14 protein-coding genes and 1 pseudogene are annotated in these 16,723 nt (G+C 62.5%); 1 reads left to right on the top strand and 14 read right to left on the bottom strand.

Annotation, left to right across the window (positions count from 1 at the left end; translation table 11 throughout):
• Nucleotides 1–8 precede the first annotated feature (8 nt).
• The 9 genes from IVA82_RS01110 to IVA82_RS01070 form a co-directional block, all read right to left on the bottom strand.
• Entirely contained in the window at nt 9–248 is a 240-nt protein-coding gene (locus IVA82_RS01110) for a nitrogen fixation protein NifZ (RefSeq protein WP_247388549.1), read from the bottom strand.
• Nucleotides 245–565 (bottom strand): nitrogen fixation protein NifZ, encoded by a 321-nt coding sequence (locus IVA82_RS01105; protein ID WP_247388550.1) that lies wholly within the window; start codon nt 563–565, stop codon nt 245–247. The genes IVA82_RS01110 and IVA82_RS01105 overlap by 4 nt, the downstream gene beginning before the upstream one ends.
• 1,093 nt (nt 566–1,658) lie before the next feature.
• The gene (locus IVA82_RS01100) at nt 1,659–1,883 is read right to left on the bottom strand and encodes a 4Fe-4S binding protein (protein WP_247297545.1); all 225 of its coding nucleotides are present in this window, start codon (nt 1,881–1,883) and stop codon (nt 1,659–1,661) included.
• A 15-nt stretch (nt 1,884–1,898) separates the two neighbouring features.
• Nucleotides 1,899–3,455, bottom strand: coding sequence for a nitrogenase cofactor biosynthesis protein NifB (nifB, locus tag IVA82_RS01095; RefSeq protein WP_247388551.1), 1,557 nt, complete (start codon nt 3,453–3,455; stop codon nt 1,899–1,901).
• A 633-nt stretch (nt 3,456–4,088) separates the two neighbouring features.
• Nucleotides 4,089–6,200, bottom strand: coding sequence for a prolyl oligopeptidase family serine peptidase (locus IVA82_RS01090; RefSeq protein WP_247388552.1), 2,112 nt, complete (start codon nt 6,198–6,200; stop codon nt 4,089–4,091).
• Nucleotides 6,201–6,593: 393 nt separating this feature from the next.
• Nucleotides 6,594–6,815 (bottom strand): putative nitrogen fixation protein NifT, encoded by a 222-nt coding sequence (nifT, locus tag IVA82_RS01085; RefSeq protein ID WP_247279050.1) that lies wholly within the window; start codon nt 6,813–6,815, stop codon nt 6,594–6,596.
• Nucleotides 6,812–8,005, bottom strand: coding sequence for a cysteine desulfurase NifS (gene nifS, locus IVA82_RS01080; protein ID WP_247388553.1), 1,194 nt, complete (start codon nt 8,003–8,005; stop codon nt 6,812–6,814). Before nifS ends, nifT begins: the two co-directional genes overlap by 4 nt.
• An 18-nt stretch (nt 8,006–8,023) precedes the next feature.
• Nucleotides 8,024–8,317 carry a NifU family protein gene (locus IVA82_RS01075; RefSeq protein ID WP_247388554.1) on the bottom strand — a complete coding sequence of 98 codons (294 nt, stop codon included), beginning with the start codon at nt 8,315–8,317 and terminating at the stop codon, nt 8,024–8,026.
• A gap of 39 nt (nt 8,318–8,356) precedes the next feature.
• Nucleotides 8,357–8,677: an iron-sulfur cluster assembly accessory protein gene (locus tag IVA82_RS01070; protein ID WP_247388570.1), complete on the bottom strand. Its 321-nt coding sequence runs from the start codon at nt 8,675–8,677 to the stop codon at nt 8,357–8,359.
• Nucleotides 8,678–9,003: 326 nt separating this feature from the next.
• Here IVA82_RS01070 and IVA82_RS01065 point away from each other — a divergent pair, with 326 nt between their 5' ends.
• Complete coding sequence (locus tag IVA82_RS01065) at nt 9,004–9,594, top strand: hypothetical protein (RefSeq protein WP_247388555.1); 591 nt, start codon at nt 9,004–9,006, stop codon at nt 9,592–9,594.
• Nucleotides 9,595–10,232: 638 nt separating this feature from the next.
• Here IVA82_RS01065 and IVA82_RS01060 read toward each other — a convergent pair.
• From IVA82_RS01060 to IVA82_RS01040, 5 genes and pseudogenes are all read right to left on the bottom strand, one after another.
• On the bottom strand, nt 10,233–10,943 hold the full coding sequence (locus IVA82_RS01060; protein ID WP_247388556.1) for a hypothetical protein: 711 nt from the start codon (nt 10,941–10,943) through the stop codon (nt 10,233–10,235).
• An 805-nt stretch (nt 10,944–11,748) separates the two neighbouring features.
• A complete protein-coding gene (gene fni / locus IVA82_RS01055; protein ID WP_247388557.1) occupies nt 11,749–12,798 on the bottom strand; it encodes a type 2 isopentenyl-diphosphate Delta-isomerase in 1,050 nt (349 codons plus the stop codon).
• Between the two features lie 85 nt (nt 12,799–12,883).
• A pseudogene (locus IVA82_RS01050) lies at nt 12,884–13,785 on the bottom strand (hypothetical protein).
• Nucleotides 13,782–15,332, bottom strand: a complete 1,551-nt coding sequence (locus IVA82_RS01045) for a hypothetical protein (RefSeq protein WP_247493129.1) — start codon at nt 15,330–15,332, stop codon at nt 13,782–13,784. The pseudogene IVA82_RS01050 and the gene IVA82_RS01045 overlap by 4 nt, the downstream one beginning before the upstream one ends.
• 281 nt (nt 15,333–15,613) lie before the next feature.
• Nucleotides 15,614–16,612: a polyprenyl synthetase family protein gene (locus IVA82_RS01040; protein WP_247493128.1), complete on the bottom strand. Its 999-nt coding sequence runs from the start codon at nt 16,610–16,612 to the stop codon at nt 15,614–15,616.
• Nucleotides 16,613–16,723 lie beyond the last annotated feature (111 nt).

Genomic DNA, 16,723 nt, shown 5'->3' with positions numbered 1-16,723 from the left:
GCGATGTCCTAGACTGCAGAGATTTCTGCCTCGAGGCAGCCAACCACCAACTGCTTGCCGAAGTCGACCATATAAATGGGTAGGTTCGCTTCCGTATGGCGACCGACCTGGACGATCTCACCAATGTACCCGACGCTGACCAGACACTCTTCCGCCGACGCGTCGGGAAAGGAGCCGTCGTTGAGCAGATCGATTGCGGCCTTGACACGTTGGCCTGACCGGTATTTTGGCAATCTTGGTTCGATCATCGGGGTGCCGCTCCTGGCAAGAACGGCTCCTCGCCTTCGCGGTTTCGCGTGACTAGATCGAGTTCCTTGCATTTCATGCCGACGCGATTGCCGGAGACGAGGAATTCGACTCCATAGATATAAAATTGTTGCAGGAATGTGCCGATCGAGATGACATAGCCAAGCTCGCCTTTCTTGACCAGAACCTCACCGATCTCCTTGCCCACATAGGTGCCGTCGTTGCGGATAGTGCGGTTGGCCCGCACGTTGTCACCATAATCAAAGAAGGGGGCGTCCGTCAGCTCGACGATGTCACTATCACGGGCGATGTTGCTCATGCTGCCGTCCCTGTTCCATAGTTCAACTGTACCGCGCCTCGCGGGCGCCCGGCCTTACGGACCGCCCTATCATGATGCTCGATCGACCCCCTCCATTCCCGCACGGCGGCGCTTGCGATCACGGATCGCATGAGCCTGTCGGGATCCCGGTGCAGCAACATCAACGCCCGCAACCTAAACTCCAGATGCTCGAGATAACTATCGTGAGCCCATGGTTGACGTTGAAGAAGCCATCGACGCGGCACGCGCGTCTGTCATCGAGGGCGGCGTGCTTGAGCCGGCCGCCAGCCGCGTGCTTCAGCGCGGGATGCGCACAGCCGACAGAGTCGACCTGATTACCCGGCAACCGAGGGCATTGTGGACGTCATCACTCACGGTCCCGCCTATACGCTCGAGCGTCCCCAACAACACCTTGGCGCCAGCCTTGTCCGCGTCTCCCGACAGCTGCCGTCCTTCCCGAGTTGCCCGAGACGCATCTGCAAGTCGGCAATATGCGTTGAGCGAGAACAGGAAGACCCACACGAGGTGCTCTCATAACAGCCGAATTCCGGCTTGGTGGCGCCGACCGCACCGGTGGCAGGAAATTCGTTTCCGCATCACGTGATCGGGTGCGAACGTTTGGCGTGGCGCAGGTGTACTTTCTGCACCTTCATCGAGGTGATAGGATAGCCCTGTCGTCCTGGGATGACGCTCGGCCGGCTCGACACCGTGCGACCAAAATAGGACTCGCTGAGGACTCTCGGATGACCAACTGAAGAAGGCCTCGGGCATGAATGTCGCCTGATCAATGATGGCCGCAGGTGACTGGATTGATATCGCGGAAGACGGGTCCGCTCTTCGTGGGCCCATCGACGAAATCGATCCTCGACGCTCAAGACAGCGCCTTCGGGCCGACAGGAATAGCTCGACGCGCTCCCGCCGACGCGCGCGTCGCCAGAATATGACTTGGCAACTGGCGAAAACGTTGGCGACCAGGGCGAGCCGTCCACCCGGTCTGAGAAGGCGAAAGCCGCGGCCGGCGCCTCGTCAAGGCGGAGCATCATCCGCCCGAGTTTCTGAACCTTTAGTGTCGTAGTGACATCCATCGTGGCCCTCAAGCAGGCTCCTGGTGACGCGGCAGCGCCGTATCGAGCACGCATGTATTGTCAACCGGGCAAACCGCCACGCATTGCGGCTCATCAAAGTAGGCGGCGCACTCGGTGCATTTCTCAGGATCGATCAGGAAAACGCCGGCTCGCTCGGAAATAGCGAAGTTCGGGCACTGCGTTTCGCACGCCGAACAGCCCGTGCATTGCGAGGCGATGATCTTGAACGGCATTGTCTGAACCCATCCTCAGGCGGCGGAAATCAGCGCATTGCGGCGGGCCGCCGGATCGACCCGCTCAACGTGCTTGATCTTCCCCTCATTGACTTTATCGAGATAGAGTTTGAACCAGGCGATCGCCGAGCCATCAATGAACTCGCAGGCGTACTGATCGACCGGTTCGATTCCGGCCTTGATCAATTCGGCCTTCGGGCAGCCGCCGATCTTTGACACGAACACGGCATGGCAATCGTTGATGGCACCGACGGCGACTTCGAGCTTGCTGTCCTCGCCATGGCCGCCCTGGCAATAGGGATGAATAGGACGATGGCCAACGAATTTTGCGCCTGAAGTCGAGAGCTCGTAGATCTGGAACTCCTTGGCATGACCGAAGTGCTGGTTGATCAATCCCGAGCCCTTGGTTGCAACCGCCACCAGCACCTTGATTTCGCTGGACGCGCTGGCGAGCCCCGCAAGCTGCTCCTGCTTGGCCGCAAGCTTTGCAATGCGCGCCTTCTCGACTTTGGCCTGATAGTCCTTTCGGGCCTGCTCATCATATTTGATGTCCATGGCCATGATCTTTTCCATGGTGAACTCCGCGCCGCGGTCCTCCCCGAGCAGTCCGACGGCGTCGGCGCGGCACTGGCGACAGTGACGCATCATCTTCATCTCGCTTTCGCAGCTATCCTGCAATGCTGTCACTTCCTGAGCGGTCGGGCCGCGTTTCCCGCTGAGACCGAACACAGTGCCGTGCTCGGGCGACGAAATCAGCGGCATCACGTTATGCAGGAAGGCGCCGCGCGACTTCACGGCCTTGTTAACCTCAACCAGATGCTGATCGTTAATCCCGGGAATCATCACCGAATTGACTTTGCACAGGATGCCGCGCGCGGTGAGCATCTCCAGGCCCTGGAGCTGCCGATTGCTGAGGATGCTTGCAGCTTCAATGCCGGTGTAGCGCTTGTGCCGGTAAAAGATCCAGGGATAGATCTTTGCGCCAATATCGGGATCGATCATGTTGATCGTGATCGTCACGTGATCGACCTTGAGTCTTGCGATCGTGTCGACATGATCAGCTAGCGCCAGACCGTTCGTCGAGAGGCACAGCTTGAGATCTGGCGCGAGCTTATTGAGGAGCTCGAACGTCTTGAATGTCTTGTCCGGATTCGCCAGGGGGTCGCCAGGGCCAGCAACGCCGACCACGCTCATCTGAGGGATCGCGGAAGCGACCGCCAGCACCTTCTTGGCGGCCTGCTCCGGCGTCAACTTCTCGCTGACAATGCCGGGGCGCGATTCGTTGGCGCAATCGTATTTACGATTGCAGTAATTGCACTGGATATTGCAGGCGGGTGCGACCGCGACATGCATGCGGGCATAATGGTGGTGCGCCTCCTCGCTGTAGCAGGGATGGTTCTTCACCTTTTCCCAGACCTCATTTGGCACATTGCCGATGCCGGCCTGAGATCCGCAGCTCGCGTTGCCGCTGCCACTGACCGTACCGCAGCTCTTGTGCTTAGCCATGACTTGCATGGTCTCGCTGATCTCGCCGCCGCCGCAGGATACCTGGTGTTGCGCTGAAGTACTCATTTTTCCAATTCTCTTCGCAAGCCGAATCCTTCCAGCAAGCATCCCCAGAGTCGTTTCTGAAAAGCCAAGAGCAACTGGCGTGCCATACCTGCCACAAATGAATTTTGTGCTTCGCTTCAAGCAGTTAGGTAACGCCTGCTTGAATGTCAGTTTTATCAACTCATGTTGGAAAGCTGACAAAAATTGCGATCACAAGAGCCTGGCAGCGCAATTGTGACGGCGGGTACGCTGCTTCATCTATGCCCTTGGGCAAGGAGCTGGCTGGTGTCGTTGAAAGTTGATCTTGTCGCCGAAATGTGACGCGTATGCAAAGCACAATCCGCAAAAGACGTTCCGGACGCTTTGAAGGACAACTTGAACTGGTGATCCTTCGTAGATGCAGACAAGAAGCAGCCCCCGCTACCGACCTATGTCGTGGAAGATCACGCGGGCCCCTGCCTGACACTCCGCAAGGCCTTGTCGGGCAGGTGAAGAGACGCCTGGTGGCCAGGGTCCCGACGGCCACGAATTGGACCGTGCGTCCAAACGTTGGTTGGCATCTCGAATAGTTCGTGCGGGTGTGGACGCCGATCAGATTCGTGAGGCTGCAGCCGCCTCGGTCGACATCGCACGAACTGCCGTCCAACAACTACACTACGTCGCTGACGTCTCGGTATCCAGCCAGCCGATCCTGCTCTTCAGGAAACGCAGGCCCAGCACCAACAAGCCGGCGTGCTCCCTGTTGTCCTTGCCATAACCGTGGCCGCCGGCGGCATGCTCGTAGAAATAAGCCTCATAGCCCATCGCCTGCAGCTTCGCTGCCATTTTGCGCGCATGTCCGGGATGGACGCGATCGTCCCGCCGCCTGGTGGCCATCAGGATCGGTGGATAGGACTGCCCGGGTCTTGCGGCATGATAGGCAGAATAGGTCTTCAGCCACTCCCACTCCTCAGCGTTGTCGGGATCGCCATATTCGGCGAGCCAGTTCGCCCCGGCGAGCAGTTTGGTGTAGCGGCGCATATCGATCAGCGGGACGGTGCAGAACAGTGCGCCAAAGAGCCCGGGATATCGCGTTAGCATGTTGGTAATGAGGATGCCGCCGTTCGATCCACTCTCGGCCCCGATCCGCTTGGCCTGTGTCACGCCGCGCTTAACGAGATCGGCGGCGACGGCTGCGAAATCGTCATGCGACAATCTCTTGCCGGCCAGCCGGCCGGCGTCGTGCCAGCGCGTGCCGAACTCACCGCCGCCGCGCAAATTTGCCTGAACCGTGGTGCCGCCGCAGTCAAGCCAAAGCTTACCGAGCGCGGAATTGTAATACGGTTTCAGAGAGATCCCAAACCCGCCATATCCGCTCAGATGGACCGGCGCGTTGCCGGTCTGTCTGACCGGGCCGGTCTGTAGGTAGGGAATTCGCTCACCGTCGATCGAGATGGCCTCGTGCCGCGTGACCACGCAGTGCTCCGCGGCAAACGTCTTCGGCGCCTGCTTCAGCACGGCGGGACTGCCAACGCCCCGCTCCATCAGGATGAGGGACGGCGGGGTGAGCGGATCCTCGACGTGAGCCAGCAAGTCGCCATTGCTCTCGGACGGATCGCGATCGAGAGACCAGATGTCGATGACGCCAAGATCAGGAAGCCCGCCCAATTGCTCGCGGTTCCAGCCATGATCGGATGGCGTGCAGATCTCGAAGACTGGCCGGAGTTCGTCGAGAATACAAAGCACAACCTTGCCCGCACTCCAAAAGAAGCTCTGCAGCGCACGGCGCGGCCCCGGCTCGAAGAGAATCTCGAACTGGCGGCTGCCCGCCAGGAATGCCGGCAGCGGGATGACGAGCACCGTATCCGCGGCATAGGTCTGCCCTGCCACAGACCAGGCTTCGCGCGGCTTCAGGGCAAGCCAATTGCAATGCGAGCGCATCCAGATGTTACTTGGCAAATCGAGCCTCGCCTTGGCGCCCGTTTCATCGCCCAGCCAGACCACGCAATTGGAGACGTCTGTCGCATCGAGGAACCAGATCCTGGGCGGCACGACAGTGTCGTCAACACTGCAACCGACTGACACATGAGCGGCCTTGGTCTCAAAGATCACTGCCGCTTTGTCAACATGCGTACCACGCCGCCACAGCCTCACCGTGCGCGCATAGCCGGTGGTCGCGGCCATGCCGTCGCCATGGGAGCTTAACAACACCAGCGTATCAGAATCGAGCCATACGCCGCTGCCTTTGGCTTCCGGCAAAATAAAGCCTTCGTGGATGAAGAGCTTCGTGTCAGTGTCGAATTCACGCAAAGTGACGGCATCGCCTCCGCCGCGCGATAGACTTAATATCCATCGCGAGTGATTTCCAGGCGGTGCGGCCGTGGCGTTCAGAAGCCAGTCTTTGCCTTCGCTGACGGCAAGTTGATCCAGGTCGAGCAGGATGTCCCATGACGGCTTCAGCGTGCGATACTCTTCCAGAGTGGTTCGCCGCCAGAGGCCGCGTGGATTATTGGCGTCCCGCCACAGATTGTAGAGATATCCGCCGCGCCGGCTGACATAGGGGATATTGTCAGGTCGGTCGTAAATCGCTGTCAGCGCATCTCTGTCTCGTTCGGCTGCGGGTCCGCCAAACACCTCCAGGGTTCTGCTATTCTGCCGCTCAACGAAGTTCAGCGCCCGCGCGCCTTCGATTTGTTCTAACCATAGATAGGGATCATCGTCAGGAGCGGAGGGCGTTGGCCTTCCAGTTCGCGAGTCGTCGACGCTCCTTGTCTGACCATGCTTCATTTACAACCTTAGTCTTGACGCGTAGTCGACTGATTCAAGGATTTGCATCGCGAACGTTGCATCACGATTTGCAAGCTACGACCTGGCCCGGCGCGAGATTCAATCCTCTCGAAACTGAATCTTGCGGAGTTGCAGCAATTGGCCTGACGCTGTGAAGATGTACGGAATGCAACGACCGGGCTGGCGATGTCAGCACAATGGGCCCTCGCGAGGGCCTCCCCGTCAACGCCATCTCGCTGGCCCAACAGTGCTGGCCTAGGCCGAGATATTGCGTTTGGCACCGTGCGTCGGCCAGGGAATGATGTGGCCTTCCTCGCAGAGGCCGGACCGCTCCGCGAAGATTAGCTTCCGCATCCGCTGGTTTGGCGAGGTTCTGTGGAGTCGCAGCATTCATCATTCGGTTGCTTCGCCGCCGCGCTTCTTGGCGTTGATAGTGATTGGAAGGATGGTGTCACTGGCCATCGCGGGTAGGTCGAGCACCCACCCGTTCGCGATTCTAATCCAACCACCCCACAGCGTCTCGTGCTCACATTCGACAATCGACTCCTCAAGATCCTTCTTGGGCACATAAATCGAAAGCCCCGTCTCGGGCGAACGGCGAATCATGACCTTCATAGGAGCTCCGCAAGTTGTGAGCTCTCGCCCGCGCGCTCCTGACACGCACGCCACAAGGCTCTCTGTTTGGCATTGATGTCCGCCAGGACTTGCAGGACACGATCGATCTCATCGGGCGCCGTCTCGCGCGACAGCGAGAGGCGAACCGCACCGTGCGAAAAGGCCGGTGGTACTCTCATCGCGCGCAGGACATGGGACGGCTCCATCGAGCCGGACGCGCAGGCTGAACCGAGTGAGACGGCAATTCCGTTGCGGTTCAGGTGGTCGACGATGGCCTCTGCTTCGAGATGCTCGAATGCGATGTTGGACGTATTTGGCAAGCGGTTCTTGATATCACCAAGCACGATGCAACAGCCGAGAGCGAGAATGCCTTGCTCCAGCCGGTCGCGAAGCATGCCAATCTGCATCTGCTCTTCTATGAGGTGTGCCGCAGCGAGTTCCGCCGCCTTGCCGAGCCCAATAATGCCCGGAACGTTTTGGGTGCCAGCGCGGCGATGCCGCTCCTGTGCGCCGCCGAAGATCAGCGGTCGGAACTTGATGTCCTTGCGCACATACAGCGCGCCGATCCCCTTCGGACCATGGAGCTTATGGCCGGAGAGCGACAGCATGTCGATGTCCGTAGTCTTCAGGTCAATCGGAATCCGCCCGACCGCCTGGACCGCGTCGGTGTGAAAGAGCGCGCCGACTGAGCGCGCCATCTTGGCGAGGGATTTCACCGGAAAGATAGTACCGGTCTCATTATTGGCCCACATGACCGAGGCGATTGACGTGCGCCTCGACAATGCGTTGCGATAAGCCTCGATGTTCAATCGGCCGCTTGCATCGACCGGAATGACATGGGTCTTGATTCCTCGTCGGCCCAGCTCCTCGGCAAGGGACAGCACGGCTGGATGCTCAACGGCCGTTGTGACGATCTCGTCGCGTCCCTCCTGCACGGCGAGCGCGGACAGGATCGCGGTGTTGTCGGATTCAGTCGCGCCCGAGGTGAAGACGATCTCGTGATCGAATGCCGCGCCAACGAGGGCCTGCAGCTTCCGGCGCGCTTGTTTCAATGCGGGCGCAACCTCAATGCCGAATGCATGCGCGGACGACGCATTGCCGAATTGCCCAGAGAAGAACGGCAGCATTGCCGCGACCACCAAAGGATGTGCGCGGGTCGTCGCGTTGTTATCCAGGTAAATCGGCCGCACGGACTGTCCGCTCTGCACTTAAGGCCCCACTTTGGCAGCTCCGGGGAGCGGGATCAGGCGGACGAATTCGCCGAGCCGCTCGATCAGGCGCGCCTGAATGGCCGCGAGCGTCGTTCCCGCAAGCTTGCATAACATGCAGGCGCCGGTGAGCCTGACCATGATCTTGTTGCCTTCGATTTCGACGAGCTCACAATCCCCACGATCACGCCTGAGGCTTGGCCGAATCTCATCGAGCACGGCGCGGACAATCCGCTCGCGATCGGAAGCCTCTGCAGTCGAAGACTGCTTCGTTCGTTCAGCCTTCAGGCCCATGTTCGATGCTCCTTCCATTGCGAATGGTCCGAAGGCGGCTCAGCTGAACGATTTGCCGCAGGAGCAGCTCGATTTGGCATTTGGGTTATCGAAGCGGAACCCTGATCCTTCGAGCGACACCACGAAATCGATCGTGGTGCCGTTGAGATGCGCCCGGCTCGCGTTGTCGACGAAGACTTTGATCCCGTCTTGCTCGAACACGGGCTCATCGGAGACCGGCTCATGAGCAAGACCCATTTTGTATGTGAACCCTTGGCAACCGCCGCCTTCGACCATGACCCGCAAACCGCTTGCCGGCTGGGCCGTAGAGGAGATTGCGGCCTTCAGTGCGTTGATGGCGCTATCCGTTAGGTTGATCATTTCTGGCTCGCTCTCAGTTTCTGTCGCGAGGCACAATTCGCAAATCCCATGCCAGTCGAGATGCAGCTGAAATCAATAGGTTTTGCAGGCGGCGACCATACGATTTGCGACCTGTCGGCTTTGCGACAGGCGGTTTTCCGGCGTCCCGACCTCATCCGGCCGAGACCTCGTGATGGTGCCAGCACGTATTCATGCACATTGCGCCAAGCCGCCTCTTACGCTGTGCGTCGCTACAGACATAGGCGCACGGCAAACAACTTGCATAAGGTTAGCGGACACGCCGCATTGGGCGTGCATGTAAACGACAGATTGATGAGGAGCCTTCCATGACGTCGATCGACAACACCGCTCTTGGCCAGTTGGACAAGGAGGGGCGGTTGCTGAATGCGGTGCTTAAGACCGAGACAACGAAGTCGGGGCGATTTGGATTTCGGGGCGACATCGCGCTGAAGTTCCAAGCCCAGCTCGCCGACGAAAAACGACCGCCGGACTATTCCATCGAACAAGTTCTTACAATCGCGCAGGAAGGCGAACCGACCATCCCAGTCCTTGCCGGATATCTGCATTCCTTCGCGTATCTACCTCAGGCCGCAAAGGTTCTGGATGGCAGGCTGAGCCCCAAAGGCAGCTATTTCATATTCTGCAACAACATTGATCTGCTCGCGAAATACCGCACCAAGATAGGCGACATCACCTTCCGCATTCTGCCTTGCGACGAATCAACTGTGTGGAAGGAGATGATGGACCTCGCCGGCGTCGACAAGAATGACATCAAGAAGCTCGGTACGGCCGGTAGGCTCGACTACTTGCTCGACGCGGCCAAGGACATCGGTGGATCATACACGGAAATTTCATACGAGGACGGCCTGGCCAAAATGGAGCCAGTGAAGAACAGAAGCGAAAACCGCCCCGTCTGAGGCATCGCCTCAGACCCTCTCTCTCGCCAGCTCGACGAGTATGCCGCAGAGAGAGTCACTGCACCCGCTTCGCCGGAACTGGCTCTGACAAACCCTGGTGATGGACTTATCGCCCTACCTTTCGGGAGATCACACGCCCACTCTGCTAGGCGTGTGTTGGCCAAGAGCACTGTCGTCAATTGCACCGAGGGGCGGCTGGCCGCGGCGGTCCGGCTGACTGCATCCATGGGGATCCGGATATTCCAATGCTCATCGGTTCATGATCGCGGTCACATTTCAGAGGACGGATCGACGATGCATGGATCGGCTTTGGCGCTGTGCGCCAGGCCTTTGCCAGCCTGCATGGCGCAGAGATGTCGCGCGTCGATGCTAGCCAGCCGACAGTTGTCGACGAGCTGGGCCCATGGATGATGGAAACCGACACGGGATTGAGTAACGCGCAGGTTGCATCGTTGGAGAGAACCCAGCGAGCCAGTGCCAAGCGGTTTGCCTCGTACATGCAGTTCCGCAGAGCCTTAAAATGCGACGGCGGGGTGCCGGTTGATCGAGCCAGGCCAAGCGATAGCTGAGCAGACTAGGCCGCACGTCCTCAATGTTGTGAGAACGAAGCGAAGCTATGCAGAATGCCCGAAGCTGTCCTAGACTAGGCTAGAAGTTGCTCCAGGTCGCGGATCGCGCGGCCGACCCGCCCATGGCCACAGACGCCACTTCACGGCTCTGATGTCCCTGTCGATGGTTGGAAGCGCTTCAAAGGGGCCTGATCGGGATCGTACGATGTGATCGGCGATCTGCTGCATGGGCTGGATCTTCATGGCAATATGAAACCAGTCGATGATGTGGGTCGTTGGTTTCGGCATGGCGCGGGGCAGCCGGTTTAGGATTTCGGCCCCGTCCGAGATCACCGTCACATCCCCAAAGCCGCGATATCCAACTTCCTGGAGAGAGTGAAGAGCACGATCGCGGATTGCTTGCTGGTCGGTGCTGCCGGTGACGAAATAGCGACCGCCCCTTTCTCCCCGTCCCCCCGCGGCTGCATCTGGCCACGACGAGCTCGAAATTTCGCGCCGAATGTTGATCAGCGCTACGAACGTGCGCCGTATCAATGCTGATGACGAATTCTTTGCGCCGATCTCCGGGAAGCTGCATCTTAAGCTGGCATTGGTCATCCGTTTGGGACCTCGCACGCCAGTTTCCTGCATGACCTGGTCGTCGAGCCGCTTGCCGATCCTGATGGTACGCTTGCGCACGGTCGCATGCGTCTCAGTCGGTTCAGTGGGCAGGAAATCGGCCAGCACCTTCGGCGCCTGCCGGTAGGGCAGCATGCTTCCTAGCCGCGCCGTCAGTTCCATCAGCTCCGGTGTCGCTCGATCGGGACAAATTTCCTTCAGCGGCGGAAAGCACCGACCATCCCTAGACGGCATTCCCGGCACAGCATCCATCGGGGATTGCGAACCTCAACGGTGCCGCAGACGGTTCGGATCGGGCGTGTCGTGTAGTCCTTGACCGGTCGGAACGTATGGCAGTCCGGGCAAAACGGCGAAGAAGGGCATACGTCTCCGCCTCATGATTCACGACCGCGTTCTGCAGCGCTGCCATGATCTTCTTGCTATCGCCGATCGACAAGCCGATGTCGCCGTCGAACAGGATCTCCCAGCTCTTGTCTATGCGGACCTCCTTCCGGCATGTTTCACCAAGTTCGTTCCGGCCTTCGATCGTAACCCTCCATTCCACCGCCATCGCTTTGTCTCAAAACGATGCTGATGGACTGCTCGAGCCTAACAACCCGTGTTTGACCCCAGAGAAGTTACCGGTCTCCTCACGACGGACTGCGCATGACTCGGGGTCAATGTGGATCGCTACTCCTTCATTGCAATGGACTTGCACCATCTACTCCTTGCCGGTCTCCCGGCGCACCTTGTTCCGACCCCTTCAGGGGCTCAGCTCGTTCGGCGTGGCCGATCACCCCGATCAAAGCACCGACATAAGCGTCGAATGCGGCTTCACTCTCGGCTGTCCAGTCGGGCATCGCGGGGCGCTTCCCTGATCACGAAGCAGCACCCTAACAAATCAGCGCCAGCGCGAATCCACCCGCATCCGCGACTTTCTGACTCAGTAAGACTAGGCGCCCGCCGCCACGTGCGGGCGACGCCGGCATCAACCGGCGGGCAGATGCGCCGAGGGCAACAAGCGCGCCTGACGCAACGCCGCCAGATCAGCCGAGCCGGTGCAGAAGCAGGCGACGGCCAACTGGCGGATGACGATCTCGAAATGCGCGACAACCGCCTCGGTGGATACCGTAGCCGCGCGCAGCACGCCGGCCGCCTGCCCGGCGATGTCCGCGCCCAGGCGAATGGCCTTGGCCACGTCGACGCCGTCGCGGATTCCGCCCGACGCGATCAGCTTCACCGTTGGCAGCGCCTGACGTACCGTCTGCACGCTGGCCGGGGTCGGAATCCCCCAATCGGCGAACGCCATCGCCACTGCACGGTCGGCGGCATCGCGGGCGCGCTCGCCCTCCACCGCGGCCCAACTGGTGCCGCCGGCGCCGGCGACATCGATCACCGCCACACCCGCCTCGACGAGCGCACAGGCCACCGAGGCGGACAGGCCCGACCCCACTTCCTTGGCCACGATCGGCACGCCAACGCTGCGTGCGGCGCGAGCGATCTGCGCCAGGACGCCGCGCCAGTCGCGGTCGCCCTCCGGCTGTACCGCTTCCTGCAGCGGATTGAGATGGACGATGAGTCCATCGGCCTCCAGCGCATCCACCGCCCGGCGCGCCAGGTCCAGGCCGTCGGCCTCGCGCAGTTGCGCAGCGCCGATATTGGCCAGCAAGGGAATGTCTGGGGCCAGGCGGCGCAGCGCGCGCGTCAGCCCCTGGGAGTTGCGGGATTGCAGGCTCACGCGCTGCGAACCGACGCACATGGCGATTCCCAAGGCTTGCGCTGCCTCGCTCAGATGCCGGTTGATGGCCTCGGCGCGTGACATGCCGCCGGTCATGGAGCTGATCAGCAGCGGCGCGCGCATGGTCTTGCCCAGCAGCGAGGCGCGCAGGTCGATCTGCGTCAGGTCCAACTCGGGCAATGCGCAGTGTTCGAATCGGATGTACTCCCAGCCGGCGACGACCGTGGCCGGCGCCGTTCGCCGATCCAGCACGATGTCCAGATGGTCATCCTTGCGCCGGCTCAGGGCGGTGTCGCTCATGCTCGCTCCATCCGTCGCATCGGGCGACGGCGTTGCGTCGGATCGGACCGACGGCAGCGCGCGCACGCCGCCGCCTCCCGCGCGTTCAGGCCGGCGCACGCTGGCCTCCCCCGCAGCGTCGCTGCGGTAGCGGCTGGTCGAGGTCTGATAGTACTGCGCGCGGATGGCCGCCATGGCCTCGATCAACGGTCCCCACGGCGCGGGAAAGCGTTCTGAAGCCATCACCCGGTGCAGCATGCGCGTATGGCCGGCCAGCTCGTCGTTGAGGAACTCCACCACAGGCATAGCCGGATAGCGCTGCAGCAGCAGGATCGCCGCGTTGTCGGCCTCGCCGGCCGACCTGTCCTTGTCGCGTCCATGCAGATCGTTCTGCAGGCGCCCTATCGCGCAGATGAGCCGCAGGACCTGGCGAAACGCCGGACGCGCGCGCAAGGTCGCCATGTCCAGCCCCCACAGCAACGACAGGCAACAGAACACGTTCGTGTAGGCGATCGAATCGATGCCGTTGTGCAGGTACTCGGCGTAGGACCAGCGTTCCGCCCCTACCGCCTGCGCGTGTCCGGCGCGCAGCGCCGCGCAGTAGCACCGGGTATCGTCAAGAAGCTGAGCATAGTCGCGACGATCGTAGGCGAGCGCGGCCAGCGAAGCGCGCAGCACAGCGCAGCCCTCGAATCCGGGGAGCGCGCACGGCACGCCCTGCCCCAGCGCCTGCTCCACCGCAGCGAGCTGCTCCGGCGCGATCAGGCCAAGGTCGTTGCAATCGTCGAGCCAGAACAGCAGCGCCAGTTCGCGATAGAACGCCACGATCAGCGTTTCGTCCTGCGGATCGCGGCCGGTGCGGGCGCTGGTGTCGCGCAGGCTCGGGTGGATGCGCTGCAGGATGTACTGGCCGCCCCTGACCGCTTCCACGGCATGCTCGTCGGCGAACCCGGTCAGGGAACGCCCCCACTCCAGCACCTGCTGCAGCGCGCGTTCGGTCTGGATCATGGCGCCGCTCCTCCTCCCTCGGCCGGGACGCGCCGCCCCCAACGAAGCGCCAGCCACAACCCGGCGAGTTCGGCCACGCGCACGACCCGGGTGGGGCAATACAGTTCCTTGCCGATCCACAGCGGCGTCTGCGGCAATGCATGCGCCGCATGGCGGGCGAGCATCCACTCCAGTGCACGCGCCACCGCCTGCGCGATGCGCCGGCGCCCTGTCGGCTCTTCGCTCCCGTCCATCACGTACAACGCGAACAGCGCATAGGCGGTTTCCTCAAATGTGGACGCGCGACCGGCGCCCCAGCCGCCGTCGTCGCGCTGCGCCTTCAGTAGCGCCGCCAGCGCGCGCTCGTCGCGCCACTGGGGCTTGCCTTGCGCCAGCGCAGCGACCGCATGCGCGGTGGGATACAGCCACGAAACGTGCCATTTTTCGTTGTCCCATAGGCCGTGCGGGTTGCGATTGGCCTCGACGTACGCGCTGGTGCCGGCGGCGGGCTTTCCCAACAGTCGCAACGCATGCAGGGCATGGATGTTGGTCGACACCGAGGCATTGCGCTCGCCGGGGAAGGTGACGAACAGCTCGCCGATTTCGAAATGGCGCAACGCATCGACCGCCGGGTCGCGGCCTGCGAGGCGCAGGACGCACAACGCAACGGCGGTGTCGTCCGCATCGGCCGCGAAGTGCAAGGCCGGGCCCAGACCGCGCACGCCCAGGCGGGCGTCGAGCTGCGCGACGATCACGCGCACCGCCTCGGCGAGCGCGGGATGCGCGAACAGCCCGGCCAGATGCAGGGTGTACAGCGACCAGCATGGCTCGAACACATTGATCGGCCAGACGTTGGGAACGACACCTTCGATGCCGCTGCGCGTCGCCCGCGATGCCGCCTGCAGATACGCGTCGGCGCGCCCGACCTGCGGCGTGCTCCCCTGTGTCACGGCGTGCGCACGACACGCGGCGGTGGCCGCCGGACTGATGCCGATGCTGCCGTCGTCATCCGGGCATGCGGTGGTCAGCGACGTCCCCCAGGCTTCCCAGGAGTGCAGCAACGGATGGCCGCTCGGCAACGTCGCCACCGCCCCCAGCTTGACCAGGCACGCTTGCCGCAACGGCAACAGCGCCGGGTGGCGCGGAAACGCCACGCCGCCCAGCAAGGATGCGGCCTCGCCGCACAACTGCGGCAGGATCAGCTCTGCGCCGATCGGCGCGTCTTCCGGCACCGTATGCGCATAGGGATCGGGCTCGCGCTCGAGGAACCGGGTTGCAGCCTGGACTGCGTCGGCAGCGCCGGGAAGAGGATCGGCACGCTGCAATGCCAGCAACGCCGCCCAAGTGGGCGCATGGCGGAACAGCGGGAAGTCCGCGCTTCCCCATCCTCCATCGGCCTGTTGCTGCGCGATGAGCCACGCGTATGCGTCCTGCCGACCGGTGACGTTGCCGCGGAACTGTAGAGCTCGCGCCGTGTCATAGACGGACGGGCCGACGCTGCCGCCGTCGCTCATCTCGCTCAGCAGGTGGCGCAATTCGGAAAGGATCTGTTCGCACAGGGCGTTCACGCGGGATGTTCCTTCTGCAGACTGTTCGGGCAGAGGCCGCGCACGTCGCCGCAGGCCCGTCGCGGCCCGGCGCATGGGCAGCGCCGGACGGTCGCCCTGCTCCGGCGCGGCGACGCGCCGATGCTGGCGCCGGTCCGCCGCATCGGCTTGCGCGCAGCGCGCCGCGGCCGTGCTGGGCAACCGCTGCGATCGGCGCCGCGGACTCGGACGCAGTGCAGCATGCACCGCTGCCGCCGGCCGATCGCAGCGGCACAGGGGTGACTCCATGCGGACGGGCGCGCTCATGCGCATGGCGCGTGCTTGAACAGATACGCGTTGGCCCGCTGCAGCATCTGCGCCAACCGTTCCGCACGCGGCCCCAGCGGGGCGATCGCCTCCCCGGCGTCGCGCAACAAATCCAGCGCGAACTGGCGCGCTGCCTGCAGCCCCATGATCGACGCGCAGGTCGGCTTCTGCGCCGCCGCGTCCTTGCCGGGGGTCTTGCCCAGCGTCGCGGTATCAGCTGTCGCGTCGAGAATGTCGTCGACCACCTGCAACGCCAGGCCGAAACAGGCGGTGTAGCGATCGAGCGCACAGTACAGCGCAGCGTGCGCGGCATCCTCCGCGATGGCGCATAGCGCGCCCATGCGAACGGACGCGCGCACTAGCGCTCCGCTCTTCATCCGGTGCATCGCCACGATCCTGTCCAGCTCGACGTGCTTTCCGACCAGCGACAGATCCATGGCCTGCCCGCCTGCGGCACCCTCGGCGGACACCGCCTGCGCCAGTTCGCGCACGAGCGCGATACGGTTGTCGCCCGGCGCATCCAGGCTCGCCAGGGTCAGGAAGGCGTGCGCCTGCAGCGCATCGCCGACCAGGATCGCAGTGGCTTCGCCGAACTTGACGTGCACGGTCGGAAGGCCGCGGCGAAGCACGTCGTCGTCCATCGCGGGCAGGTCGTCGTGGACCAGGGTACAGGCATGCATCATCTCGACGGCGGCGCCGACGTCGTCGAGCATGTGCGCCGGCGTGTCGGCCAGTGCGCCGGCAGCCAGACAGAGCAAGGCGCGGGTGCGCTTGCCGCCATTCAAGGTGGCGTAGCGCATCGCCGCCATCAGCTCGGTCTCACCGTCGTCTTCGGCGCAGAGAAGACGCGCCAGCGTCTGTTCGACCCGCCTTGCGCCGTCCTGCATCCAGATCTCCGGCAGCAGCCTGCCGGATGCGCCGCGCAGCTGCGCGCCCAATCCGCCGAGCGCGGAAACGCCAGTTCGCTCGTCGTGTAGCGTAGAACCGGTCTGCATGTTGTTCATGTCCTTCTACCTGACACGGCCACGGCGAGCGCCGAGCCGCCGCGGTGTTGCCGGCGTCGCACCGAGCGCACGCGCCGAGTGCAGCAATGCCGCGCGTCGCCG

This window comes from Bradyrhizobium sp. 142, from assembly GCF_023074015.1.
Classification (GTDB): domain Bacteria; phylum Pseudomonadota; class Alphaproteobacteria; order Rhizobiales; family Xanthobacteraceae; genus Bradyrhizobium.
The sequence above is the reverse complement of the archived record's forward strand: the minus strand, read 5'-3'. Positions and strand labels throughout refer to the sequence as shown.